This window comes from Escherichia sp. E4702 (genome assembly GCF_963883545.1).
Classification (GTDB): domain Bacteria; phylum Pseudomonadota; class Gammaproteobacteria; order Enterobacterales; family Enterobacteriaceae; genus Escherichia.
Genome location: NZ_CAWORF010000015.1, coordinates 41,268 through 64,071 on the forward strand (window position 1 = coordinate 41,268; position 22,804 = coordinate 64,071).

The 22,804-nt window shown below is 47.6% G+C and carries 25 protein-coding genes and 4 pseudogenes; 13 read left to right on the top strand and 16 right to left on the bottom strand.

The genetic code is table 11. From position 1 onward, the window contains the following. Positions 1-73: 73 nt before the first annotated feature. A complete protein-coding gene (gene bioD / locus AACU94_RS08545; RefSeq protein ID WP_130209293.1) occupies positions 74-769 on the top strand; it encodes a dethiobiotin synthase in 696 nt (231 codons plus the stop codon). Here bioD and clcB read toward each other — a convergent pair. From clcB to AACU94_RS08565, 4 genes and pseudogenes are all read right to left on the bottom strand, one after another. Further along, positions 722-2,014, bottom strand: coding sequence for a voltage-gated ClC-type chloride channel ClcB (gene clcB / locus AACU94_RS08550; RefSeq protein ID WP_135489317.1), 1,293 nt, complete (start codon positions 2,012-2,014; stop codon positions 722-724). The two genes, bioD and clcB, sit on opposite strands and share 48 nt — an antisense overlap. A 159-nt stretch (positions 2,015-2,173) precedes the next feature. Beyond that, the gene (gene dmsD, locus AACU94_RS08555; protein WP_135489272.1) at positions 2,174-2,788 is read right to left on the bottom strand and encodes a Tat proofreading chaperone DmsD; all 615 of its coding nucleotides are present in this window, start codon (positions 2,786-2,788) and stop codon (positions 2,174-2,176) included. A gap of 42 nt (positions 2,789-2,830) precedes the next feature. Further along, positions 2,831-2,929 (bottom strand): annotated as a pseudogene (locus AACU94_RS08560) (dimethylsulfoxide reductase); the annotation flags it as partial. Between the two features lie 51 nt (positions 2,930-2,980). Next, positions 2,981-3,286 carry a DUF1161 domain-containing protein gene (locus AACU94_RS08565; protein ID WP_135405926.1) on the bottom strand — a complete coding sequence of 102 codons (306 nt, stop codon included), beginning with the start codon at positions 3,284-3,286 and terminating at the stop codon, positions 2,981-2,983. A 106-nt stretch (positions 3,287-3,392) separates the two neighbouring features. Here AACU94_RS08565 and AACU94_RS08570 point away from each other — a divergent pair, with 106 nt between their 5' ends. Further along, positions 3,393-4,103 carry a YnfC family lipoprotein gene (locus AACU94_RS08570; protein WP_130209287.1) on the top strand — a complete coding sequence of 237 codons (711 nt, stop codon included), beginning with the start codon at positions 3,393-3,395 and terminating at the stop codon, positions 4,101-4,103. Between the two features lie 2 nt (positions 4,104-4,105). Here the strand turns inward: AACU94_RS08570 and speG are convergent, their stop codons facing one another. Both speG and AACU94_RS08580 read right to left on the bottom strand, forming a co-directional pair. Further along, positions 4,106-4,666 carry a spermidine N1-acetyltransferase gene (speG, locus tag AACU94_RS08575; protein WP_064529978.1) on the bottom strand — a complete coding sequence of 187 codons (561 nt, stop codon included), beginning with the start codon at positions 4,664-4,666 and terminating at the stop codon, positions 4,106-4,108. A 34-nt stretch (positions 4,667-4,700) separates the two neighbouring features. Further along, entirely contained in the window at positions 4,701-5,042 is a 342-nt protein-coding gene (locus tag AACU94_RS08580; protein ID WP_130219077.1) for a DUF1283 family protein, read from the bottom strand. 134 nt (positions 5,043-5,176) lie between these two features. Here AACU94_RS08580 and AACU94_RS08585 point away from each other — a divergent pair, with 134 nt between their 5' ends. The 7 genes and pseudogenes from AACU94_RS08585 (at position 5,177) to AACU94_RS08615 (ending at position 12,401) form a co-directional block, all read left to right on the top strand. After that, positions 5,177-5,503: a YnfA family protein gene (locus tag AACU94_RS08585; RefSeq protein WP_064529976.1), complete on the top strand. Its 327-nt coding sequence runs from the start codon at positions 5,177-5,179 to the stop codon at positions 5,501-5,503. Between the two features lie 204 nt (positions 5,504-5,707). Further along, complete coding sequence (gene rspA / locus AACU94_RS08590) at positions 5,708-6,922, top strand: starvation-sensing protein RspA (protein ID WP_135489273.1); 1,215 nt, start codon at positions 5,708-5,710, stop codon at positions 6,920-6,922. An 11-nt stretch (positions 6,923-6,933) separates the two neighbouring features. After that, entirely contained in the window at positions 6,934-7,953 is a 1,020-nt protein-coding gene (locus AACU94_RS08595) for a Zn-dependent oxidoreductase (RefSeq protein ID WP_130260609.1), read from the top strand. Positions 7,954-7,997: 44 nt separating this feature from the next. Further along, positions 7,998-8,972 (top strand): TRAP transporter substrate-binding protein, encoded by a 975-nt coding sequence (locus tag AACU94_RS08600; protein WP_135489274.1) that lies wholly within the window; start codon positions 7,998-8,000, stop codon positions 8,970-8,972. A gap of 51 nt (positions 8,973-9,023) precedes the next feature. Next, positions 9,024-9,500, top strand: a complete 477-nt coding sequence (locus AACU94_RS08605; RefSeq protein ID WP_130258973.1) for a TRAP transporter small permease — start codon at positions 9,024-9,026, stop codon at positions 9,498-9,500. 24 nt (positions 9,501-9,524) lie between these two features. Further along, positions 9,525-10,808 carry a TRAP transporter large permease gene (locus tag AACU94_RS08610; RefSeq protein WP_130258974.1) on the top strand — a complete coding sequence of 428 codons (1,284 nt, stop codon included), beginning with the start codon at positions 9,525-9,527 and terminating at the stop codon, positions 10,806-10,808. A gap of 133 nt (positions 10,809-10,941) precedes the next feature. Further along, positions 10,942-12,401 (top strand): annotated as a pseudogene (locus AACU94_RS08615) (mannitol dehydrogenase family protein). A 39-nt stretch (positions 12,402-12,440) separates the two neighbouring features. Here the strand turns inward: AACU94_RS08615 and ydfZ are convergent. The 3 genes from ydfZ to ydfG all read right to left on the bottom strand — a co-directional run bounded on the left by ydfZ (position 12,441) and on the right by ydfG (position 14,342). Beyond that, entirely contained in the window at positions 12,441-12,644 is a 204-nt protein-coding gene (ydfZ, locus tag AACU94_RS08620) for a putative selenium delivery protein YdfZ (protein ID WP_000214710.1), read from the bottom strand. Positions 12,645-12,820: 176 nt separating this feature from the next. Then, a complete protein-coding gene (gene rspR, locus AACU94_RS08625) occupies positions 12,821-13,507 on the bottom strand; it encodes a DNA-binding transcriptional regulator rspR (RefSeq protein ID WP_130219085.1) in 687 nt (228 codons plus the stop codon). A gap of 88 nt (positions 13,508-13,595) precedes the next feature. Then, a complete protein-coding gene (ydfG, locus tag AACU94_RS08630) occupies positions 13,596-14,342 on the bottom strand; it encodes a bifunctional NADP-dependent 3-hydroxy acid dehydrogenase/3-hydroxypropionate dehydrogenase YdfG (protein ID WP_130224796.1) in 747 nt (248 codons plus the stop codon). 136 nt (positions 14,343-14,478) lie between these two features. Here ydfG and dcp point away from each other — a divergent pair, with 136 nt between their 5' ends. Both dcp and AACU94_RS08640 read left to right on the top strand, forming a co-directional pair. Beyond that, the gene (dcp, locus tag AACU94_RS08635) at positions 14,479-16,524 is read left to right on the top strand and encodes a peptidyl-dipeptidase Dcp (RefSeq protein WP_135489275.1); all 2,046 of its coding nucleotides are present in this window, start codon (positions 14,479-14,481) and stop codon (positions 16,522-16,524) included. A gap of 362 nt (positions 16,525-16,886) precedes the next feature. Then, the gene (locus AACU94_RS08640; RefSeq protein ID WP_135489276.1) at positions 16,887-17,777 is read left to right on the top strand and encodes a diguanylate cyclase; all 891 of its coding nucleotides are present in this window, start codon (positions 16,887-16,889) and stop codon (positions 17,775-17,777) included. Between the two features lie 114 nt (positions 17,778-17,891). Here AACU94_RS08640 and AACU94_RS08645 read toward each other — a convergent pair. From AACU94_RS08645 to ydeE, 4 genes and pseudogenes are all read right to left on the bottom strand, one after another. After that, positions 17,892-17,995 (bottom strand): annotated as a pseudogene (locus AACU94_RS08645) (hypothetical protein). Next, positions 17,995-18,090 (bottom strand): protein MgtS, encoded by a 96-nt coding sequence (mgtS, locus tag AACU94_RS08650; protein ID WP_064529968.1) that lies wholly within the window; start codon positions 18,088-18,090, stop codon positions 17,995-17,997. Before mgtS ends, AACU94_RS08645 begins: the two are co-directional and overlap by 1 nt. Positions 18,091-18,197: 107 nt before the next feature. Then, positions 18,198-18,464, bottom strand: a pseudogene (locus tag AACU94_RS08655) (helix-turn-helix domain-containing protein); the annotation flags it as partial. Positions 18,465-18,526: 62 nt separating this feature from the next. Beyond that, on the bottom strand, positions 18,527-19,714 hold the full coding sequence (gene ydeE, locus AACU94_RS08660; protein ID WP_135489277.1) for an efflux MFS transporter YdeE: 1,188 nt from the start codon (positions 19,712-19,714) through the stop codon (positions 18,527-18,529). 194 nt (positions 19,715-19,908) lie between these two features. On the opposite strand from ydeE, the gene eamA reads away from it, so the two are divergent. Beyond that, positions 19,909-20,808, top strand: a complete 900-nt coding sequence (eamA, locus tag AACU94_RS08665) for an O-acetylserine/cysteine exporter (RefSeq protein ID WP_130260617.1) — start codon at positions 19,909-19,911, stop codon at positions 20,806-20,808. 30 nt (positions 20,809-20,838) lie between these two features. Here eamA and marB read toward each other — a convergent pair whose 3' ends face one another. The 3 genes from marB to marR are packed head-to-tail and all read right to left on the bottom strand — an operon-like array spanning position 20,839 to position 21,926. Further along, positions 20,839-21,057 carry a multiple antibiotic resistance protein MarB gene (gene marB, locus AACU94_RS08670; RefSeq protein WP_130209257.1) on the bottom strand — a complete coding sequence of 73 codons (219 nt, stop codon included), beginning with the start codon at positions 21,055-21,057 and terminating at the stop codon, positions 20,839-20,841. 30 nt (positions 21,058-21,087) lie between these two features. Further along, positions 21,088-21,471, bottom strand: coding sequence for an MDR efflux pump AcrAB transcriptional activator MarA (gene marA, locus AACU94_RS08675; RefSeq protein ID WP_130209255.1), 384 nt, complete (start codon positions 21,469-21,471; stop codon positions 21,088-21,090). A 20-nt stretch (positions 21,472-21,491) separates the two neighbouring features. After that, positions 21,492-21,926: a multiple antibiotic resistance transcriptional regulator MarR gene (gene marR / locus AACU94_RS08680; RefSeq protein WP_130209253.1), complete on the bottom strand. Its 435-nt coding sequence runs from the start codon at positions 21,924-21,926 to the stop codon at positions 21,492-21,494. 210 nt (positions 21,927-22,136) lie between these two features. On the opposite strand from marR, the gene marC reads away from it, so the two are divergent. After that, entirely contained in the window at positions 22,137-22,802 is a 666-nt protein-coding gene (gene marC, locus AACU94_RS08685; RefSeq protein WP_130209251.1) for an NAAT family transporter MarC, read from the top strand. The last annotated feature ends 2 nt before the right edge of the window (positions 22,803-22,804 follow it).

Sequence of the window (22,804 nt, forward strand, 5' to 3'; positions counted from 1 at the left end):
AGCATAACTTAGACTTTCCACGTTGAATTATTTTCCTGGCTTATATTAGTGAAGCATAACGGTGGAGTTAGTGATGCTGAAGCGTTTCTTTATAACAGGTACAGACACTTCTGTAGGGAAAACGGTGGTTTCCCGCGCATTGCTACAAGCGTTAGCCTCCCAGGGAAAAACGGTTGCGGGATACAAACCCGTAGCGAAGGGGAGCAAAGAGACACCTGAGGGGCTGCGTAACAAAGATGCCCTGGTGTTGCAGAGTGTTTCATCAATTGAACTGCCTTATGAAGCAGTCAATCCCATTGCGTTAAGCGAAGAAGAAAGTAGCGTGGCGCACAGTTGTCCAATCAATTACACGCTCATTTCAAATGGTCTGGCTAACCTGACCGACAAAGTTGATCATGTTGTCGTTGAGGGGACTGGCGGATGGCGCAGCCTGATGAATGATCTGCGTCCGCTCTCTGAATGGGTGGTCCAGGAGCAGCTACCGGTGTTGATGGTGGTGGGCATTCAGGAAGGCTGTATTAACCATGCGCTTCTGACCGCACAAGCGATTGCGAACGACGGTCTGCCGCTCATTGGCTGGGTGGCTAATCGTATTAACCCCGGGTTAGCGCATTATGCTGAAATCATTGATGTGCTGGGTAAAAAACTCCCAGCACCGCTCATTGGTGAACTGCCTTATCTGCCCCGCGCTGAACAGCGAGAACTGGGTCAATACATCCGCTTAGCCATGCTGCGTAGTGTGCTGTCGGTAGATAGAGTCAGGGTGTAAGGTCCGCGACATTACCGACGCGATCACGCAGGCAATCAATAAACCGGGGAGTAGCTGATACTCCCCGGTCATTTCACATATCATCAATGTTGACATAATTGGCGCATGCGTGGTCGCAGCCAGCAGTGTTGCCATCCCTGTTAGTCCGAGTAAAAGCGTCATTTCTTCGCCGCCTGGAAGCCATAACCCCAGGCTACGTCCATACAGCATGCCAATTGCAAGCCCGATAAATAGCGTTGGCGTAAACACGCCGCCAGGCGCGCCGGAGCCGCTACTGGCCAGCACGGCAAAAAGTTTGCAGATGAAGATCGCAGCAATGACCGTAAACAGTGGTGGGGTGGTTAAAAAGGATTGCACCGTACTATAACCATTGCCCCATACGGCAGGCGTGAGCAGGGAAAGCAGGCCGACGATCACCCCCCCTAACGCCAACTGCCAGGGCGGCGTCAGTTTTAGGTGAACAAAACCTTGATGACTGGCGCTCATCATTTTCAACAGTAATGGTCCGCAAAGACCAGCCAGCACGCCGGTACTGATAATTAGCGCATAGTCCTGCACATGCAGCGTCACCTCGAGCTGAACGCTGTAGAGCAATGCATCGCTGTGATTAATAAGATTGCTGACAAGCAATGCCACCACGGCTGAAATCACCACTGGGCCAAGAGAGGCCAGCATCATGGTGCCAAACAGCACTTCGGCAATAAATAAACTCCCGGCAAGCGGTGCGCGATAGGCTGCTGCCATGCCTGCCGCAGCACCGCAGGCAATCCATAATTTCCACTCTTCACGCGGCGTAAAACGTTGGGCAAACCAGGATGCAGCAAGAGCCGCCAGCAGAATCATCGCGCCTTCACGGCCAATTGCGCTACCGCTGGTCACCACCAGCAGAGAGGCAAGTGATTTTACCAGGCTTGCTGCGTAATCGAACTGCCCCTCGCTCTGCAACGCTTCCATATAATCGGTCGGCGCATGGGGTCGTTGCTGCGTAACTCTCTGCCAGCCCATGAGCAATAAACCTGCCACCAGACCGCCGAGCGCAGGAGTTAACAAGCGTCGCCACGGAGAAAGGTTTGTCGCAGCATTGACCAGACTCCCGGAATCATTGCTCAGGAACAACCACTCCAGCAACAGCATGGCATGACGGAATCCGGCAACGGCAAACGCCGCGAGAATACCGATTATCGTTGCGATAAGCAGACGACGAAACAGGGTGCGCAGATCCGGGTAAAGGTGTAGATGATGCATGAGTAAAAATGGCAATTTAAACACGGGCATCTATTTTGCGGGAAAAGACGTCTGGCGCAAAAGCTGTACGTGCTTTAAGTGGGGAAATGCTGTGACACTGTAACTTATTTGATATGGGATGGCGCGCTAATGTCGCCATCCGGTAATGCTACGGGAACCTTAACGAAACAGTGGCTTAACTGCGACGGGAATCAGCAATTGTGACTGCCACTCAGCCAGCGTTAAGCGAGCCAGTTCACCAAGCGTGCGGTAAAAAGGGTGTTCTGCTTTTTCGATAAACACCTCGAGAAAGCGCGTCGACCACGGTAAAAGATGCCACGCTAGCAACTCTTCGCACTCAGTCTGACGACCGTTCTCCGCCAGCCAGGCCGCCATCAGTAGCAAGGAACCAAAATGATCTTCAGGTTCGTTTTGCTTCATCTCAAACTGAATGCCTTTTTCGCGCATCCATTGACGAAGTGCCAATGTTGAATCGCCAAACAGTACCGATTCACGATCCAACCAGACCGATCCCCACGGCGGGGACGGCAACGCCCACGGGCCAACGAATAAACGCTGCCAGGCCTGCGCACGCGACTCTTCACTTTGTTGCTGAAAAGCCGTTACCAGCGGCACTAAAGAAGTTTGCGGCAGAGGCCACTGAGTTTCCCAGCCATCGTTGGTAAGTGCAGAAACCAGAGGCGCGGCTTCCTCGCTTTCTGGGGCGTAATAAAACAGCGCCCCCAGCACGCGCGCCGCGACAGAAAAATTATCTTGTTGTGAAAAATGCGTCATTCCTATCATCCTGAAACGTGCGGCTTACTCCGCACCAAATTGTTAACCTGCGACGGCCATTCCGACCGTCATGTGCAGGCCATAAAATCGCGCTCGCCCGATCATCTCACCGCCCGGTTTGAGAGTTAACCCTAACACAAGCACGTTGCAGAATGTAGACCTGATAAGACGCGCCAGCGTCCATCATACTTTTTACTGCGGTTCGGCAGGTGCACCATCCTGAGTCGGTTGTGCAGGGGCAGAATTGTTACCGCTGGTGGTGCGGTTATAGAGAATTTTATGCGTATCATTGGCACAATGGCCAACCACCCTGGTGTCAGGCTGATCGACCTGATCATTCGGCACAATACTTAAAGTAAAGCTACTTTCTGGCACACCGTTATTGATAATACGCTGTGAAATATCGCTCTTTATCCGTTCACAAGAATCTGGCGCGGCCAGCACGGCGGGTGAGGCAATTGTGAGCAGTAGCGCGGCGCAATAAGTTGAGATTTTCATCATTGGCTCCTTAAATGAATATTACTAACTAAGCATAGCATTTCACGTGTAAATTACTGTATTTACTACTATGATTGATAATAATCTCGACTGTCTGGTGACTAAAGTGAATTTCAAATTACTGCCATGTTTGCTCGCGATAATGCTTACAGGATGCGATCGCGCAGAAGTGACGTTTTCTTTTACGCCAGAGATGGCCAGTTTCTCTAATGAATTTGATTTTGATCCGCTGCGTGGTCCGGTTAAAGATTTCACCCAGACATTGATGAATGAACAAGGGGAAGTGACGAAACGTGTTTCAGGCAGCTTATCGGAAGAAGGTTGCTTCGATTCGCTTGAATTATTGGATCTGGAAAATAATACCGTTGTTGCCTTAGTGCTGGATGCGAATTATTACCGTGACGCGCAGACACTGGAGAAAAAAGTACGTTTACAGGGTAAATGTCAGTTAGCAGAATTACCTTCCGCCGGAGTGAGTTGGGAAACTGATGATAATGGCTTTGTAGTTAAAGCCAGCAGCAAACAGATGAAGGTGGATTATAGGTATGATGAACAGGGCTATCCGCTGGGTAAAACCACAGTAAGCAACGATAAAACGTTATCAGTCACTGCAACACCGTCAACTGATCCGATCAAAAAACTCGATTACACGGCGGTTACTTTACTGAATAATCAACAAGTGGGTAATGTTAAGCAAAGCTGTGAATATGACAGCCACGCCAATCCGGTGGACTGCCAATTGATCATTGTTGATGAAGCGGAAAAACCCGCCGTCGAACGGGTTTACACTATCAAAAATACCATTGATTATTATTAACGCTATTGCGCGGTCGGCTTCAGCATTGCCTGACCCGGCGTTTTATGTTCCGCCAGATACTGATGCTGGAATATACACATGCGAATGGCATTGCGATATTGACCATTAATAAAGAATTCATGCATCAGTTCACCTTCGACCGTAAAACCGAGCTTACGGTAAATGTGAATCGCTTTTTCATTTTCTTTATCGACAATCAGATACAGCTTATAGAGATTAAGAACAGTGAAGCCATAATCCATTGCTAATTTTGCTGCGCGTGTTGCCAGACCTTTACCCTGGTATTCCGGGGAGATGATTATCTGAAATTCTGCGCGGCGGTGGACATGGTTAATTTCAACCAGTTCCACCAGACCCGCTTTTTCACCATCGCACTCCACCACGAAACGACGCTCACTCTGATCGTGAATATGTTTATCGTACAGATCAGAGAGTTCAACAAAGGCTTCGTAGGGTTCCTCAAACCAGTAACGCATCACACTGGCGTTATTGTCGAGTTGATGCACATAGCGTAAATCTTCACGCTCCAGCGGACGTAGCTTAACACTGTGGGCGCTTGTCATAACGTGTCCTTACATTCCTTATATCAATAACAGGTTAGGGGGTAATTACGCGGCCTGTACGACGGTCCAGGCAACGTAAAGTATTCGGTTCCCAGTAGGCATTAATGTTGGCACTTTGTTCGCATTTATCGCGGCTATCGAATGCGGCGTCAACCTTATCCCATTCTTTCTCGGTGCGTTTATTGACTTTTTGACGCAGATTGCGAGTTTCATTCCATTGCTCTTTTTGCATTGTCGCCTGTTGGCGACTCTGTGCGCTGTCGCCAGACTCAATCACCAGTTTATTGGTTTCTGCATGAGTCGTTGCGCTAAATGCCAGTGCGCAAGGTAGCAGAAAAGCGAGCAGTCCGAGCCGTTTGCAGAAAGTAATATTCATGATTCATTCCTTACATGAATGTTTAAAGGGGATTTTACACGATCCACTGCGAACGCAAAACGTACCAGAAGGATGTATAGGGTGATGATATTATGTCGAGCCATAAATATACATGATGTCAATGAGTGACAAAGATGATTAAAACAACGTTACTGTTTTTTGCTACCGCCTTGTGTGAAATTGTCGGATGCTTCCTGCCCTGGCTATGGCTTAAACGGAACGCCAGCGTATGGCTGCTGGTTCCGGCGGGGATTTCCCTGGCGCTTTTCGTCTGGCTGTTAACATTACATCCGGCGGCCAGTGGGCGAGTGTATGCCGCTTATGGTGGCGTTTATGTTTGCACGGCGCTGCTGTGGCTGCGGGTTGTGGATGGCGTAAAACTCAGTCTTTACGATTGGACAGGAGCATTGGTCGCGCTATGTGGGATGTTGATTATTGTTGCTGGCTGGGGACGTGCGTAAGAATATAAACCTATCTTATCAATAAGATATAAATAATCATGTTCTGAAGGCCGGTGTTTTTTTCACTTTTTGTCAAGTATTCACGGCGCAAATATGCGCCTTTTTTTGTGATCATTCTGGTCTTTTTTAATTTTTATACTTGTATGGTAGTGCTTCGACTGCGTAGATTTCATGCATCACGACGAGCGATGCAAGGAATAAAACATGAAGATCGTAGGGGCTGAAGTTTTTGTCACCTGTCCAGGACGTAATTTTGTCACCTTAAAAATCACCACCGAGGACGGTATTACCGGCCTTGGCGATGCCACGCTTAACGGACGCGAGCTTTCGGTAGCATCTTATCTGCAAGATCATCTTTGCCCACAACTCATTGGCCGCGATGCTCACCGTATCGAAGATATCTGGCAGTTTTTCTATAAAGGGGCGTACTGGCGTCGCGGTCCAGTCACCATGTCGGCCATTTCGGCTGTTGATATGGCGCTGTGGGACATTAAAGCCAAAGCCGCCAACATGCCGCTTTATCAGTTACTGGGTGGCGCGTCTCGCGAAGGGGTTATGGTTTATTGTCACACAACCGGTCACTCCATTGATGAGGCACTGGATGATTATGCTCGTCATCAGGAACTGGGATTCAAAGCCATCCGCGTACAGTGCGGCATTCCAGGCATGAAGACCACCTATGGCATGTCCAAAGGCAAAGGGCTGGCTTATGAACCTGCGACAAAAGGGCAGTGGCCGGAGGAGCAGTTGTGGTCGACGGAAAAATATCTCGACTTCATGCCAAAACTGTTCGACGCGGTACGTAACAAGTTTGGTTTTGATGAACATCTGCTGCATGACATGCACCATCGTTTAACGCCTATTGAAGCGGCGCGTTTTGGTAAAAGCATTGAAGATTATCGCATGTTCTGGATGGAAGACCCGACGCCTGCGGAAAACCAGGAGTGTTTCCGCCTCATTCGCCAACACACCGTCACGCCAATTGCGGTGGGTGAAGTCTTCAATAGCATTTGGGACTGCAAACAACTGATAGAAGAACAACTCATCGACTATATCCGCACTACGCTGACTCATGCGGGCGGCATCACCGGTATGCGTCGGATCGCTGATTTCGCATCCCTGTATCAGGTACGCACTGGCTCACACGGTCCTTCTGATTTGTCGCCTGTCTGCATGGCTGCGGCGCTGCACTTTGATCTGTGGGTGCCGAATTTCGGTGTTCAGGAATATATGGGCTATTCAGAACAAATGCTCGAAGTCTTCCCGCATAACTGGACTTTCGATAACGGCTATATGCATCCGGGCGACAAACCGGGTCTTGGCATCGAGTTTGATGAAAAGCTGGCAGCAAAATACCCCTACGAACCCGCTTATCTGCCAGTCGCACGTCTGGAAGATGGCACACTCTGGAACTGGTAAGGACGGAATATATGGTTAGTGTTGTGGTTGAAAAACCTGGACAAATGCATCTGATTGATAGCGTTTCTTCTGCGCCAAAAGCTGATGAAGTTTGCGTCAAAGTTGAGTACGCAGGGATATGTGGTTCAGACCTGCATATTTATCATGGCGCAAATCCTTTTGCGGTTTACCCTCGTATCGTAGGACATGAATTTGTCGGAACGATAACCAGTGTAGGGGACAATATCTCTCCGCAACGCATTGGTGAACGCGTCGTGGTTGATCCAGTCATTAGCTGCGGTCATTGTTATCCATGTTCAATTGGGCGCCCGAATGTGTGCGAAAGCTTAAACGTATTAGGCGTTCATCGCGATGGTGGCTTTACCGATTATACCTGTGTGCCAGCAACTAACATCTGGCGAGTGCCGGAATCTATACCAGCAAACCTTGCAGCGGCAATTGAACCGTATGCGGTAGCCGCCAATGTAACCAATCGTACGGGGGTTTTCCCAACGGATGTTGCACTGGTATATGGAGCAGGTCCGGCAGGTTTAACAATTATTGATGTTTTGTGTAACGTCTGGCAGATTCCAGTAATTGTGGTGGATCAACGCGAAGATCGCCTGCTTATGGCAGGACGTTGTGGTGCGACTCATACTTTTAATAACCGGAATGGTTCATTACGGGAATTTCTGCACAATAATAAACTAACACCTACGTTAATTTATGATGCGGTTTGCCATCCATCTATCCTGGAAGAAGCCGTGACGTTAATCTCTCCTGCCGGGCGAATTGGACTTTTAGGTTTTTCTGCGACACCGTCTGCAATAGCGCAACAGGAATTAACTCGTCGTGAGTTAACCCTCTATTCATCGCGTTTAAATTGTCGTATGTTCCCTACAGTTATTGAGTGGATGGTGATGGGATTAATTCATCCGGAGAATATTATAAGCCATGTTTTTGATATTCAACATGTACATGAAGCATTTAAACTCATCGAGTCTCAACAAGAAGGGCTGTGCAAAGTATTATTGAAATTCCCCGAGTCCTGAATGTCTTATATAAAAGTAACTGTACCTACAAAGGAACATTAATCATGGAAAAGAAAAAGCTATCTCTGGCACTTTGTACTCTGTTTGGTGGATTATTAAGTTTTTCAGCTATCGCCGCAGACGTTACCCTAAAATTAGGGCATCCTGTAAATGAAGAACATAGTTGGCATAAAGCCTCACTGAAGTTTGCTGAGTTGGTAAAGCAAAAAACAAATAATGCGGTAGAAGTTAAAATCTATCCTAATGAATCATTAGGTAAAGAAATGGATATTATTAACGCAATTCAGCTAGGAAGCGTTGATATGACCATTACAGGTGAGTCATTACAAAACTGGGCACCTTCTGCGGCATTGCTGGCAGTGCCTTATATGATTACTTCTTCAGAACAAATGGCAAAAATTGTTAATGGTGAAGTTGGAGCACAAATATCCAAAGATATTGAAGAGCGTGTGAAACTGAAAACTATCGCCTGGTTTGAACGCGGCCCCCGTAACCTGACGTCTAACCGTCCGATTACCAATCCGGAAGAACTAAAGGGGCTGACTCTACGTTTACCGAACGTACCAATGTTCATCAACGTTTGGAAAGATTTAGGCGCGCAACCAACACCAATGGCGTTTTCTGAAGTCTTCACTGGCCTGCAGCAGGGAGTGATCGAAGGGCAGGAAAACCCACTTTCTATGATTATGAGTGGAAGTTTCTTTGAAGTGCAGAAGTATCTTAACCGGACAGAGCACGTTCGCAGCTGGATTTATCTGGTTATGGGGACGAAGAAGTTTAATAAGCTGAAGCCAGAATACCAGCAAGCCATTCTTGATGCAGGCAAAGAGGCACAGACCTATGAACACGAATTATATTTACAGGATGAAGCTAAATTAATTGAAGCTCTGCAAGCGAAAGGGATGACGTTGGTTGATGTTCATCAGAAAGAGTTCGCTCGAATAGCAAATGAATCGGTTGAAAAAACTATTAACCCACAAATCAAACCTCTTTACGAAAAAGCTCGCGCAACAAAATAATAGTAAAAGGGGGAAAGGTTCCCCCTTTTTTTGAGCTACTGAGGGACAGATATGTTTAATAAGTTATATGGCTATATAGAAAGAATTTATTTAACTATTGGTACGGTTTTATTAGTTGCACTTATTGGTGTTGTATTGCTCCAGGTTATATCTCGGCCATTACCAATAAGTTCACCAGCATGGACAGAGGAAGTCGCTCGTTTTTTACTGGTTTACGTCGTCGCATTTGGTTGTGCACTGGCAACGGGTAAACGTGAGTTGGTAAACGTAGATCTGGTAGTTAGTCTGCTGTCACCTGGTTTGAAGAAATATCTGGTGCTAATTATTGATCTAATTATTCTTACCTGCTCAATTACTCTAATGGTCAACTCCGTAGAATACGTAGAAAGCACAATGTGGCGTATGGCCACTACACTGCCTATTTCACAGGCATGGGTAACATTCTCGGTAATTATTATTACCGGAAACATGTCGCTTTTTACTTTGTTTAATTTAATTCGGGATTTTACGCCGCAAGAGCGGAAATAGAATTTTCTAATGTGAGAACAGCGCATGAATCCGACTATTGGTCTGTTTGTGATATTCTTTGTTTCACTTATGCTGGGAGTGCCGGTTATTTTCTCCCTTGCGTTATCGTCAATCTTCTATCTACTGGTCACTGATATGGGACTCGCCATTATGGCGAATCAGTTCTTTAGTGGTATGGACTCTTTTGTACTGCTTTGTATCCCCGGCTTTTTGCTGGCGGGAGGATTAATGAACGGCGGCGGTATTACTGACCGCATTGTATCTTTCAGTAACGCATGGCTGGGTCACATTCGTGGTGGTTTAGCAATGGCCAACGTTAGTGGTTCAATGATCTTTGCTGGTATTTCCGGCACCGCAGTTTCTGAAGCAGCCAGCATTGGTTCAGTTATGATCCCCGCAATGAAACGCAGTGGTTACGATGCACCATTTTCTGGGGCAATTACTGCAGTGGCATCGACAGTCGGTCCAATTATTCCTCCCAGTGTACCAATGATCATTGTTGGTACGTTAACCGGTTTGTCAGTGGGTAAACTTTTTATCGCTGGGGCAGTTCCTGGTTTAATGATGGGCCTAACCATGGCAGGTATCGCATGGTATCTGGCACATAAACGGGGTTATCCAAAAGGTGAGCGGGCTACATTTCGTCAACGTTTACATGCTACGCGTGGGGCGATCTGGGCAATTCTAATGCCGGTCATGATTATCGGTGGTTTGGTAACGGGTCTGTTTACTCCTACTGAAGCATCTGTGTTTGCAGTTGTGTTTTCGTTGATCGTGGGCTTTTTTGTCTATGGCGACTTGACTGTGAACAAATTCATGGGATGTATGATGGAAAGTATCAGCGGTACTGCGGGCATATTGATGCTGGTTGGTTTCGCCAATGTTTTTGCCTGGATCCTGACATCTGAAGGGATCCCGCAGCAAATTGCCGATGGTATGTTATCTATTACGAACAACAAGTATCTGCTGATTCTGATGATTAACCTGCTGTTGTTATTGGTAGGGATGTTTATGGAAACCATCGCAGCATTGTTGATTCTCTTTACGCCATTACTCTCAGTTGCAACTGCTATCGGCATGGATCCAATCCATTTTTCAGTAATGATGGTAATGAACCTTGTTATCGGCTTGACGACACCACCTGTTGGCGTGTGTCTCTTCGTTTCGCAGGGAATTGCTCGTGTCTCCTTAGGGGAGATCAGTAAAGCTGTAATACCGTTTATTACAGGAAATATCATATTACTGTTTTTGGTTTCCTATATTCCTGCGCTTTCACTGTGGCTTCCGGCATTGCTGGGTATGAAATAATCCATTTTATTCGTTACCCGGTTATATTTTCCGATAGTGTAGCCGGGTTTTCGCTAATGATAAGAGATAAATATACCACTGCGATATTTGCAACAGATACATCGTAGTTTAATTAACAGAAACAGGTCTTCATATGGAAAACAGACTTTTTAACGCCAGGGCGACACTCCCTGTTTATGATCGTAATAACCTGGCGCCCAAAATTGTTCATTTAGGTTTTGGCGCATTTCATCGCGCGCATCAGGCGTGTATGCCGATATCCTGGCTGCCCAGCATCACAGTGATTGGGGCTACTATGAAGTGAACCTGATTGGCGGTGAACAGCAAATCGCCGATCTAAAACAGCAAGATAATCTCTATACCGTTGCGGAAATGTCGGCCGATGCCTGGACCGCTCGTGTAGTGGGGGTAGTGAAAAAAGCGTTGCACGTGCAAATAGACGGTTTAGAAGCTGTGCTTGCTGCCATGTGCGAACCGCAAATTGCAATTGTTTCTCTGACTATTACAGAGAAAGGCTATTTTCACTCTCCGGCGACCGGGCAGTTAATGCTGGATCATCCGATGATCGTTGACGATCTAAATAATCCCCACCAGCCGAAAACGGCAGCAGGGGTTATTGTGGAGGCGCTGGCCCGGCGCAAGGCCGCAGGCTTACCGGCATTTACGGTAATGTCGTGCGACAATATGCCGGAAAATGGTCATGTGATGCGTGACGTTGTCACTTCTTACGCGCATGCAGTCGATACAGAACTGGCGCAATGGATTGTCGAAAACGTGACTTTTCCTTCGACAATGGTTGATCGCATTGTTCCGGCAGTGACGGCAGAAACGCTGAATAAAATTGAGCACCTTACCGGCGTGCGCGATCCAGCCGGTGTAGCCTGTGAACCGTTCCGTCAGTGGGTTATTGAAGATAACTTTGTTGCCGGACGTCCGGAATGGCAAAAAGCAGGTGCTGAACTGGTCAGCGATGTGCTGCCCTATGAAGAGATGAAACTGCGTATGCTCAATGGCAGCCACTCATTCCTGGCGTATCTGGGCTATCTGGCCGGATATCAGCATATTAACGACTGCATGGAAGATGAAAATTATCGCCGTGCGGCACATGCCTTGATGTTGCAGGAACAGGCGCCGACGCTGAAAGTGCAGGGCGTGGATCTGCAAAATTATGCGGATCGACTGATTGAACGCTACAGTAATCCAGCGTTACGCCATCGAACCTGGCAGATTGCGATGGATGGCAGTCAGAAACTCCCACAGCGTATGCTGGATTCCATTCGCTGGCATCTGAAACAGGGCAGCGCGTTCGATTTGTTGGCGCTTGGCGTCGCTGGTTGGATGCGATATGTCGGCGGTGTTGATGAGCAGGGTAATCCCATCGAAATCAGCGACCCGTTATTACCGGCCATTCAGAAGGCCGTGCAAAGTAGTGCAGAAGGGAAAGCGCGCGTGCAGTCCTTGATGGTGATTAATGCGATATTTGGTGATGATTTGCCGAACAATGCGTTGTTCACTGCAAAGGTGACGGAAGCGTATTTGTCTTTATTAGCGCATGGTGCGAAAGCGACCGTGGCGAAATATGCGGTGAAGTGATAAGTGACAGCAATGCCGCCGATGGCGGCATTCACACGCTTAGTTCATGCCGAGACGAATCAGGTCCAGAGGTGCGAGTTTTTCATCACAACCTTCAACTACTACGGTTTTACCGCGGCGGATTTGCTCTGCGGTCAGACCTTCAGTATCAATCGACAGGATCTTGCCAGTGTGACCGGTGCCGCTAACCATAACACGGCTGCCAGTAGTGATTGCGTTACGGTTACGATCGTAGGTCGTCATAGGTGTTTTCTCCTTTCTGATTTACAGTCGAAGCCCACGTAACGGGCGCAATATAAATACTCCTGTCGAGTGAATTTTTTTTTTGTTTATGATCAAGTTCACATCTTTTTTGATGCTTGCATAAACCAGAAGAAGGGGAATGAACTCTCACCCCGAATGGGATGAGAGGTAAAGAATTACTCTTCGCTGAACCAGTCGCTATTTTCCTGGCGTATTAGCTGTACGGACTCGCTAATCTCCTGCAAATGCAATGCCATTGCCTTTTCAACGGCATCACCATCATGTGTTTGCAGCGCAGAGAAAATATCCATGTGCTGGCGAAGCAGCATTTCCGGCGGCGAAACGTGGTCAAAACTCATGTAGCGCACCCGGTCAACGGTCGCTTTCAGGTTTTCAATGGTGTCCCAGGCGAGCTGACAGTCAGCAATATCGGTAAGGAGTTGATGGAAGTTGTCATCAAGTTCAAAAAAATCATCCAATTGTTTGCGCTCAATGGCAATGCGTTGCTGGTGAAGATTTTGCTCAAGTTGGTAGCACTGGCTTTCAGTGATCATGCTCGCTGCCCGCCGTGCCACCGCGCACTCAATGGCCTGTCGAATAAAACTGCCATTGCGAACCTGGGTCATGGAGATTTTATTGACGTAGCTGCCACGCTGCGGGCGAATTTGAATCAGGCCGTTTTCAGCCAGTTTAATGAAGGCTTCGCGAACCGGCTGGCGTGACACATTGAAACGAACAGAAACTTCTTTTTCCGACAATGGCGTACCTGGTGCAATCAGACAATGCACAATGTCGCGGCGAAGAATACGGTAAATTTGCTGATTGACAGGCTGTGTGGGATTAAGTTGTGTTTCGACGGTCATTCGTTATTGCTTTTGAGTGGGTTAACCGCAAGAGTCTACCACTTTTTTGTGACAAGCAATAACCCGGCGGTGAGGCCGGGTATAAAAATTAATGCCGATGGACATTCAACCCGGCATAGCTTTGGGTAACCGGCATCATTTCCAGGGTATTGATGTTAACGTGAGCGGGGAGAGTGGCTACCCACCAGACGGCTTCACTGACATCTTCTGGCGTCAGTGCAACGGTATTTTGATAGGTTTTTTCTGCTTTGCCGTCATCGCCTTTAAAGCGGACATTGGAAAATTCGGTGCCACCCACCAGCCCGGGTTCGATGTCTGTGACACGTACTGCCGTACCGTGCAGATCTGTGCGTAGATTCAGGCTGAACTGACGAACAAACGCTTTTGTCGCGCCGTAGACGTTGCCACCTGCATATGGCCAGCTACCCGCCGTTGAACCAATGTTAATAATGTGACCACGATTGCGCTCAACCATGCCCGGCAGGACTGCGCGCGTCATATACACGAGGCCCTTATTGTTGGTATCAATCATGGTTTCCCAGTCTTCAACGCTCGCTTTATGTGCAGGTTCCATACCCAGCGCCAGTCCAGCATTGTTCACCAGAATATCAATGTCACTCCACTCGGCAGGAAGCAATGCCAGCATTTCTTCAATGGCGGCGCGGTTACGGACGTCCAGTTGGGCAATATACAGATTATCGCCCAGCTCGTCTTTTAACTCCTGCAACCGCTCCTGACGACGACCAGTGGCGATAACTTTATGCCCTTGTTGAATAAAACGACGAGTAATGCATTCACCAAAACCTGCCGTTGCTCCAGTTACTAAAACGATCATCTCACTGTTCCTCAACGCTTTTGTGTGTCACTAACATAGCACGTGATGCTTAAGAGCGGGTAATACTGGTTTGCAACATTGCACTCCGTTATCAGTAAGCCTACGCTATGGAACACCTCGTTTTCAGGAGTAGAAAATGTCAACGACGAATCCTTTTCTTACGCAGAGCACGCTGCCTTATATGGCGCCCCATTTTGATCAGATTGCAAATCATCACTATCGCCCGGCATTCGACGAGGGGATGCGGCAGAAGCGGGTTGAGATAGAAGCGATAGCGTTAAACCCACAGACGCCCGATTTTACTAACACTATTCTGGCTCTTGAAAAGAGCGGGGAATTACTCACACGTGTGACCAGCGTCTTCTTCGCTATGACCTCGGCGCATACCAACGATGAATTACAGCGTCTTGATGAACAGTTCTCGGCAGAACTTGCAGAACTGGCTAATGACATTTACCTGAACGGCGAATTGTTCGCTCGGGTCGATGCCATCTGGAAGCGCCGTGAATCTCTGAGTCTTGATAGCGAATCTATTCGACTGGTCGAGGTGATTCATCAACGTTTTGTTCTTGCCGGGGCCAAACTTGCAGAGGCCGACAAAGCAAAATTAAAAGTGCTGAATACAGAGGCGGCGACCCTTATCAGTCAGTTTAACCAGCGGTTATTAGCGGCGAACAAATCCGGTGGGCTGGTGGTTGACGATATTGGGCAACTGGCGGGGATGAGTGAGCAAGATATTGCCCTGGCGGCGGATGCAGCGCGTGAGAAAGGTCTGGATAACAAGTGGCTTATCCCACTGCTGAATACCACCCAGCAACCGGCGCTTGCCGAACTGCGCGATCGCGCGACGCGTGAAAAACTGTTCACTGCGGGCTGGGCTCGGGCAGAAAAAAAAGACGCTAACGATACCCGTGCCATTATTCAACGGCTGGTGGAGATCCGCGCGCAGCAGGCGAAACTGCTTGGTTTCCCTCATTATGCTGCGTGGAAAATCGCCGACCAGATGGCAAAAACACCCGAAGCAGCACTTAACTTCATGCGTGAAATTGTCCCGGCCGCGCGTAAGCGAGCAGACGATGAACTGGCGTCTATTCAGGCGGTTATCGAAAAGCAGCAAGGCGGATTTAGCGTCCAGCCGTGGGACTGGGCATTTTATGCCGAGCAGGTAAGACGCGAGAAATTCGATCTCGATGAAGCGCAGCTCAAGCCTTATTTCGAATTGAACACAGTGTTGAATGAGGGGGTATTCTGGACTGCAAATCAGCTTTTCGGCATTAAATTTGTCGAGCGCTTTGATATACCGGTCTATCACCCGGATGTGCGCGTATGGGAAATATTTGACCATAACGGAGTCGGTCTTGCGCTATTTTACGGTGATTTCTTTGCCCGTGATTCCAAAAGCGGTGGCGCGTGGATGGGGAATTTTGTTGAGCAATCCACGCTCAATGAAACACGTCCCGTTATTTACAATGTTTGCAATTATCAGAAACCAGCGACAGGCGAACCTGCATTGTTATTGTGGGACGATGTTATAACCTTATTCCATGAATTTGGTCATACGCTGCACGGCCTGTTTGCCAGCCAACGTTATGCGACGCTTTCTGGCACCAACACGCCGCGTGATTTCGTCGAGTTCCCTTCACAAATCAACGAACACTGGGCGACAAATCCGCAGGTATTCTCTCGCTATGCGAGGCATTACCAAACCGGAGAAACCATGCCGGAAGAGTTACAACAGAAAATGCGCAATGCCAGCCTGTTCAATAAAGGCTACGAGATGAGCGAGTTACTTAGCGCTGCGCTTCTTGATATGCGCTGGCATTGTCTGGAAGAGAATGAAGCACGCCACGACGTGAACGATTTCGAACTTCGGGCGCTGGCGGCGGAAAACATGGATCTTCCCGCGGTACCGCCGCGTTATCGCAGCAGTTATTTCGCTCACATTTTTGGTGGCGGATATGCGGCGGGTTACTACGCGTATCTGTGGACGCAAATGCTGGCAGACGATGGTTATCAATGGTTTGTCGAGGAAGGCGGTTTAACGCGTGAAAATGGGCAACGTTTTCGCGACGCTATCCTTTCCAAAGGTAATAGCGAAGATTTAGAACACCTGTATCGCCAATGGCGAGGTAAGGCACCACAGATTACACCGATGCTGCAACATCGCGGCTTGAACGTATAATTCCCCATATAGCACCGGGCTACATCCAGTCCGGTGCTATATTATAATATGCTGTTCATTTCTTTTTTAGTTATCCGGGATCTGTGTACATTTGCAGAAATAATTGGATTTATAATACTGCCAAAAGCCCTAATCTTTCAGGCCATTACCTTCTTCCCTTTGGCATAATCGGCATTATATCTTCTGGCTTGAATTTAACGTGTTCTGACAGATTTAATCACTTATTTCTGTTTATTTTGTTTTAAATCACGTCGTTATATTTTTATCCATTAATTAATGTTTTTTCTATGGAATTGTTGACATAAATTTTCTTTTTTCTCGTTACAATAGAACGCACAAGGAATTGTGAAAAAGGAGTGGCAATGATCAAGAAGACAACGGAAATCGATGCTATCTTGTTAGATCTCAATAAGGCTATCGATGCCCATTACCAGTGGCTGGTGAGTATGTTTCATAGCGTGGTAGCGAGAGATACCAGTCAGCCAGAAATTACGGATAACCATTCTTATGAACTGTGCCAGTTTGGTCGGTGGCTTGATCATCATGGACCACTCGATAGTGATGAATTACCCTATGTTCGGATAATAGACTCTACCCATCAGCATATGCATAACTGTGGTCGGGAATTAATGCTGGCTATTGTCGAAAATCGCTGGCAAGAAGTTCATTTTGACGAATTTCAGGAAGGGTTGCTTTCTTTTACCGCAGCATTAACAGATTACAAAATTTATTTGCTGACTATTCGCAGCAATATGGATGTATTGACGGGATTACCTGGCCGTCGGGTGCTTGATGAATCCTTTGATCATCAATTACGTAATGCTGAACCATTGAATCTTTATTTGATGCTGCTGGATATAGACCGATTTAAATTGGTTAATGATACCTACGGGCATTTAATCGGTGATGTGGTATTACGAACCCTGGCGACTTACTTAGCCGGTTGGACGCGTGATTACGAAACGGTTTATCGCTATGGGGGTGAAGAATTTATCATCATCGTCAAAGCGGCTAATGATGACGATGCCTGTCGTGCAGGAGTCCGTATTTGCCAGTTAGTTGATAACCACGCAATTGCGCATTCTGAAGGGCATATCAACATAACCGTGACTGCTGGAGTAAGCCGCGCATTTCCTGAAGAATCACTGGATGTGGTTATAGGAAGAGCAGATAAAGCAATGTACGAAGGCAAGCAGACCGGAAGAAATCGCTGCATGTTTATTGACGAACAAAACGTGATTGCCCGAGTTTAAGCTCTGTTTAACATTCATTGAGAAAAATAATGCTACTGTGTCAAAGAACCGTTACCAGCGCAGAGAAATGCCTGATAGCGTAAAAGCAAAACACAAATCGATCCATGCAAGCATTCACCGCCGGTTTACTGGCGGTTTTTTTTTCGCCGTCAAAAATCAGGCCCCTTGCACGCAACTGTAACAAGGGGCCGGTTAGGTGAGGGATTATCTCCGTTCATTAGTCATCCCATTTGTAGCTGAAATATGCGGCCAGAAAGCCAGAAAATAAAATTATTCCCAGAACAGCTATAAAAACATTCATATTACCCAACATTATTTTCCTCCGTTTATTGTGTGGTGTGTTTCCTCGCTTACCTTAATTTTCATCTCAATGAGAAAGATATTAGCAGAGATTACCTAAACAAAGCCTGAATCAGGCGGTTATTGTGATGGGGAACGGCTGTTTTTACGATATTGAGAAGGGGATAATAAAAAACGTTGGTGAAAGTGATGACGCAATAACGCTGAATTGCCAAAACCCGTCAGCTCGGCAATTTTATCGATGTTAAAAGCCGAATTTTGCAGATAATCCTGTACTTGTATTAAGCGCTAATTGAGCAGCCAGCGGGCGGGCGTCATGCCGGTTAACGCCTCAAAACGTCTCAAAAAAGTGCGCGGACTCATATTTACCCGCTCGGCGAGGGAAGACTATGCCTTTGCCTCAGAATAATGATTAGCAAAGCCGTGCCAGTAGTGGCACGGCACGAATGTCAACAGAGTGCTGGCTGCCCCTGGGATCTGGCGTTAATACCTTTTAACATCAGCGCCCACGCGGCAATGATGACTACCGCCAGGATGATAAACAGCGAGGAAGACGGGAGAGTGGTCAGTACCACACCACTCACTAATGGATTTACCGCTGCACCCAACCAGCCTAATGACTGAGCGGAAAAATAGCTGGCTTTCATTCCAGGCGGCGCAATATGGTCAATCAACATATACTCACCGGGAGCATAAATAATTTCACCAACAGTAAATACCGCAGCTGAAATTCCCCACAATAGCAGGCTGTTTCCGGAAAAAATAAAACCGACCAGCCCGACGACAAAACAGAGTGTGCCTACCGTCATCAGCGCGCGGATGTTGGTCGGGTTAATTCGTCGCCCAACGGAATATTGCAATGTAACCACCATCGCGGCATTAACAGGCAGGACCACTGCGACCACTTTTTCAGCAAAACCACTATCCGCTATGACCATCACATATTGCGAGATACAAGAGGCAAAGGCACCGCTCACGAAAGAAGCCAGAAAGGCCGAGCAGGTGAACCACAGCAGCGCTTTATCCCGTAACAAAACCTTTGGCGACCAGACGCCGCCTGTTTCTGTGGCGATGATTTTCTCGCTGCGCTTTACCCAAATTTGAATGAAAACCATGGGAAACGCAGAGCAGATAGCTGCCAGCCAAAAGGGCAGATTGATGCTCTGCATGACTAACAGGGTGCCGAGTGGTGGGCCGACGGTCCAGCCAATGTTGAGCATGGTGTAGTTGATCGAGAAGATCTTCGTTTTGCTGGTGGATGAAAGATTGTCGGCAAACCAGGCTTTCAATACAGTGGCAAAAACGGAATAGGCGCAGTTGATGAGTGCGAAAAACAGTACCACCAGCGTGACGCTGTCCACCAGTGGAATGGCAATAAAACCGCTGGCGAAGGCCGTAATTGCCAGTAACATATAGCGTTTCTTGTCGAACTTATCCGCCAGGATACCAAAACCGAGGCTAAAAACGACACCAATAGTGAGCGCAATTGTCATCGCATAACCAATGAGATCGACACCCAGACTGTACTGGCGATTCAAGTAAATAGTCATAAATGGCAGCGTGGCACCGCGTCCGATAGTTAATAACAACGACGAGGCGAGAAGGGCGCAAGTAGAGCGTCTCAGAGATAAGTTCATTTGGCTGTCCGACAATGCATTTCGTTATGTTTTGTTTTTGAGATGTAAAGAAATAGCATGGCAAAAATCCGAAGTATAGCGACTTATTTGCCATTAATGCCGTGGTAAACGGTGATTAACGAATGAACTGTTAAAGAAAAGTAAATTCAGCTAAGTTGATTGCTGACAAAAAATGAAAATTCAGAGGCGGAAAAATGTCGCGGAAAGATGGGTTGTTGGCGCTATTAGTCGTCGTTGTATGGGGGCTTAATTTTGTGGTCATCAAAGTGGGGCTCCATAACATGCCACCGCTAATGCTGGCCGGTTTACGCTTTATGCTGGTCGCCTTCCCGGCAATCTTTTTCGTGGCGCGACCAAAAGTACCGCTGAATTTACTGCTGGGGTATGGTTTAACCATCAGTTTTGCGCAGTTTGCCTTTCTCTTTTGCGCCATTAACTTCGGTATGCCGGCAGGACTAGCCTCGCTGGTCTTACAGGCTCAGGCGTTTTTTACTATCGTGCTCGGTGCTTTTACTTTTGGCGAACGGCTGCACGGTAAGCAACTGGCGGGGATTGCGTTAGCGATTTTTGGCGTACTGGTGTTAATCGAAGATAGCTTTAACGGTCAGCATGTGGCAATGCTCGGTTTTATTTTGACCCTGGCGGCGGCATTTAGTTGGGCGAGTGGCAATATCTTCAATAAAAAGATCATGTCTCATTCATCCCGTCCGGCAGTGATGTCTCTGGTCGTCTGGAGCGCATTAATCCCGATAATCCCGTTTTTTGTCGCCTCGCTCATTCTCGATGGCGCCGAAAAAATGATTCACAGTCTGGTCACTATCGACATGACCACCATTCTGGCGTTGATGTATCTGGCATTTGTGGCGACGATAGTTGGTTATGGGATCTGGGGTACGCTGCTTGGACGCTATGAAACATGGCGTGTCGCACCATTATCATTACTGGTGCCGGTAGTCGGTCTGGCAAGTGCAGCGTTACTGCTGGATGAACGCCTAACAGGTCTGCAATTCTTAGGTGCCGTGCTTATTATGACCGGACTGTATATCAATGTGTTTGGTTTGCGGTGGCGTAAAGCGGTGAAGGTGAGAGGCTAACAAGCCCCGATATGCCGGGGCCTGAATAAACTACATGGCGTGTTGGTTATAATAGGGCACGCCCAGCGCATCCGATTTGTCACTGCCTGTACCCATGTGATTTAAATCGAACGGTGGTTGTTCCTGCGATGGGGGAACAATCACCACATCGCCACAGGAAGTAACGACCGGTTGCGAGGTTTGCTCCGCAAAGCTCTGCGCGGAAAAGAGAATAAGCGCGGTTACCATTGCGGATAAAAGTGGTTTCATAATTGCCTCAGTGACGTTGTCACATTTTTATTAACTGTTGTAATGATTCAATGGATGCAAATACCGCGACTCGCACTGCATATTGGTCATCCGATATTTATGCGGAGGAACATCAAAGTAATTTTTGAAGGTACGAGTCAGCGTTTGCTGTGACTCGAAACCATAACGTTCTGCCAGATAGAGGATGGGCTCGTTACTTTCTTTCAGCTTTTGCGCGATTTCTGTCATCTTACGGCTGCGGATGTATTGACCTAATGAATGGCCGGTTTCTTTTTTAAACATCCGTTGCAGGTGCCATTTGGAATAACCTGAACGCTCTGACACTTTTTCCAGTGACAGTGGTGATTCCAGGTTGTCCTCGATCCAGTCCAAAATGCTATGAATGGTAATAGCGTCAGTATTGCGTCTGGACATCGTCATACCTCTTTTTTTGTTTACGGCAGGACTTTCTTAAGCAAATGCTCAAGCGTTGCCACTTCGTCCGCCGTCAGGTTTTTTGTTAATTCTTGATGCAGGTCCTGGCCAACTAATTGATGGCATTGTTCACATATTGCCGCGCCGCTGCTGGTGAGTTTCACCAACACGCCGCGCTTGTCATTCGGGTTCGGCAACCGCTCAATCCAGCCTTTGCAAACCAGGCGATCCAACATGCGGGTCAGCGCGCCAAGGTCAACCGAAAGGACTTTTTTCAGCTCAACGGGAGTAATGCACGCCGCGCAGCGGATAGAGCAGAGCACCTTAAACTGTGCCGCGGTGATATCGAGCGGTGACAGATAATCGTTAAGCAGACGGTCTTTCTTCTGATTAACCATATGGATTAAGCGACCTAATGGGATGATTTCATTGAACAGGTCGCTGGTACTTTTCACAATGGTTGCCCTGGCAAGTAATTAGTTGCAGGGGATAATATTGCCCAGGCAAGTATAAGTCAAACGAATGAATCCCTCGATGCCACGATTTGCTAAATCGGTTCAAGTATTGCGCAGTGTGCTGCAAGATTAGTTAAAGAGTGAAACTTTCTCCTTGTTTACCCTTTATACTTTTCGCAGATAACTAGCGACACAGGATGACAACCACCAATGTTAGATTTGTTTAAAGCGATAGGCCTGGGGCTGGTGGTGTTATTGCCGTTAGCTAACCCGTTAACTACCGTAGCGTTGTTTCTCGGGCTTGCGGGTAACATGAACACCGCCGAACGTAATCGTCAGTCATTAATGGCCTCGGTATATGTTTTTGCCATCTTGATGGTGGCGTACTATGCCGGACAACTGGTGATGGACACATTCGGGATTTCGATTCCCGGTCTGCGTATTGCTGGCGGCTTAATTGTCGCTTTTATTGGTTTCCGTATGCTCTTCCCCCAGCAAAAAGCGATTGATTCACCGGAGGCGAAAAGCAAATCCGAAGAGCTGGAAGATGAACCCAGTGCCAACATCGCCTTTGTTCCACTGGCAATGCCAAGTACCGCTGGACCGGGGACCATTGCGATGATCATCAGTTCGGCGTCCACAGTACGTCAGAGTTCAACCTTCGCAGACTGGGTACTGATGGTTGCGCCGCCGCTGATCTTTTTTCTGGTTGCGGTCATTTTGTGGGGAAGCCTACGTAGCTCTGGCGCAATTATGCGGCTGGTGGGCAAGGGGGGAATTGAAGCGATCTCCCGCCTGATGGGCTTCTTACTGGTGTGTATGGGAGTGCAGTTTATTATTAACGGCATCCTGGAAATCATTAAAACGTACCATTAAAA

Excerpts from the sequence above, each read along its gene's own strand:
- bioD (WP_130209293.1), top strand. The coding sequence starts at position 74 with ATGCTGAAGCGTTTCTTTATAACAGGTACAGACACTTCTGTAGGGAAA.
- clcB (WP_135489317.1), bottom strand. The coding sequence starts at position 2,014 with ATGCATCATCTACACCTTTACCCGGATCTGCGCACCCTGTTTCGTCGT.
- dmsD (WP_135489272.1), bottom strand. The coding sequence starts at position 2,788 with ATGACGCATTTTTCACAACAAGATAATTTTTCTGTCGCGGCGCGCGTG.
- AACU94_RS08565 (WP_135405926.1), bottom strand. The coding sequence starts at position 3,286 with ATGAAAATCTCAACTTATTGCGCCGCGCTACTGCTCACAATTGCCTCA.
- speG (WP_064529978.1), bottom strand. The coding sequence starts at position 4,666 with ATGACAAGCGCCCACAGTGTTAAGCTACGTCCGCTGGAGCGTGAAGAT.
- AACU94_RS08580 (WP_130219077.1), bottom strand. The coding sequence starts at position 5,042 with ATGAATATTACTTTCTGCAAACGGCTCGGACTGCTCGCTTTTCTGCTA.
- AACU94_RS08585 (WP_064529976.1), top strand. The coding sequence starts at position 5,177 with ATGATTAAAACAACGTTACTGTTTTTTGCTACCGCCTTGTGTGAAATT.
- rspA (WP_135489273.1), top strand. The coding sequence starts at position 5,708 with ATGAAGATCGTAGGGGCTGAAGTTTTTGTCACCTGTCCAGGACGTAAT.
- AACU94_RS08595 (WP_130260609.1), top strand. The coding sequence starts at position 6,934 with ATGGTTAGTGTTGTGGTTGAAAAACCTGGACAAATGCATCTGATTGAT.
- AACU94_RS08600 (WP_135489274.1), top strand. The coding sequence starts at position 7,998 with ATGGAAAAGAAAAAGCTATCTCTGGCACTTTGTACTCTGTTTGGTGGA.
- AACU94_RS08605 (WP_130258973.1), top strand. The coding sequence starts at position 9,024 with ATGTTTAATAAGTTATATGGCTATATAGAAAGAATTTATTTAACTATT.
- AACU94_RS08610 (WP_130258974.1), top strand. The coding sequence starts at position 9,525 with ATGAATCCGACTATTGGTCTGTTTGTGATATTCTTTGTTTCACTTATG.
- ydfZ (WP_000214710.1), bottom strand. The coding sequence starts at position 12,644 with ATGACGACCTACGATCGTAACCGTAACGCAATCACTACTGGCAGCCGT.
- rspR (WP_130219085.1), bottom strand. The coding sequence starts at position 13,507 with ATGACCGTCGAAACACAACTTAATCCCACACAGCCTGTCAATCAGCAA.
- ydfG (WP_130224796.1), bottom strand. The coding sequence starts at position 14,342 with ATGATCGTTTTAGTAACTGGAGCAACGGCAGGTTTTGGTGAATGCATT.
- dcp (WP_135489275.1), top strand. The coding sequence starts at position 14,479 with ATGTCAACGACGAATCCTTTTCTTACGCAGAGCACGCTGCCTTATATG.
- AACU94_RS08640 (WP_135489276.1), top strand. The coding sequence starts at position 16,887 with ATGATCAAGAAGACAACGGAAATCGATGCTATCTTGTTAGATCTCAAT.
- mgtS (WP_064529968.1), bottom strand. The coding sequence starts at position 18,090 with ATGTTGGGTAATATGAATGTTTTTATAGCTGTTCTGGGAATAATTTTA.
- ydeE (WP_135489277.1), bottom strand. The coding sequence starts at position 19,714 with ATGAACTTATCTCTGAGACGCTCTACTTGCGCCCTTCTCGCCTCGTCG.
- eamA (WP_130260617.1), top strand. The coding sequence starts at position 19,909 with ATGTCGCGGAAAGATGGGTTGTTGGCGCTATTAGTCGTCGTTGTATGG.
- marB (WP_130209257.1), bottom strand. The coding sequence starts at position 21,057 with ATGAAACCACTTTTATCCGCAATGGTAACCGCGCTTATTCTCTTTTCC.
- marA (WP_130209255.1), bottom strand. The coding sequence starts at position 21,471 with ATGTCCAGACGCAATACTGACGCTATTACCATTCATAGCATTTTGGAC.
- marC (WP_130209251.1), top strand. The coding sequence starts at position 22,137 with ATGTTAGATTTGTTTAAAGCGATAGGCCTGGGGCTGGTGGTGTTATTG.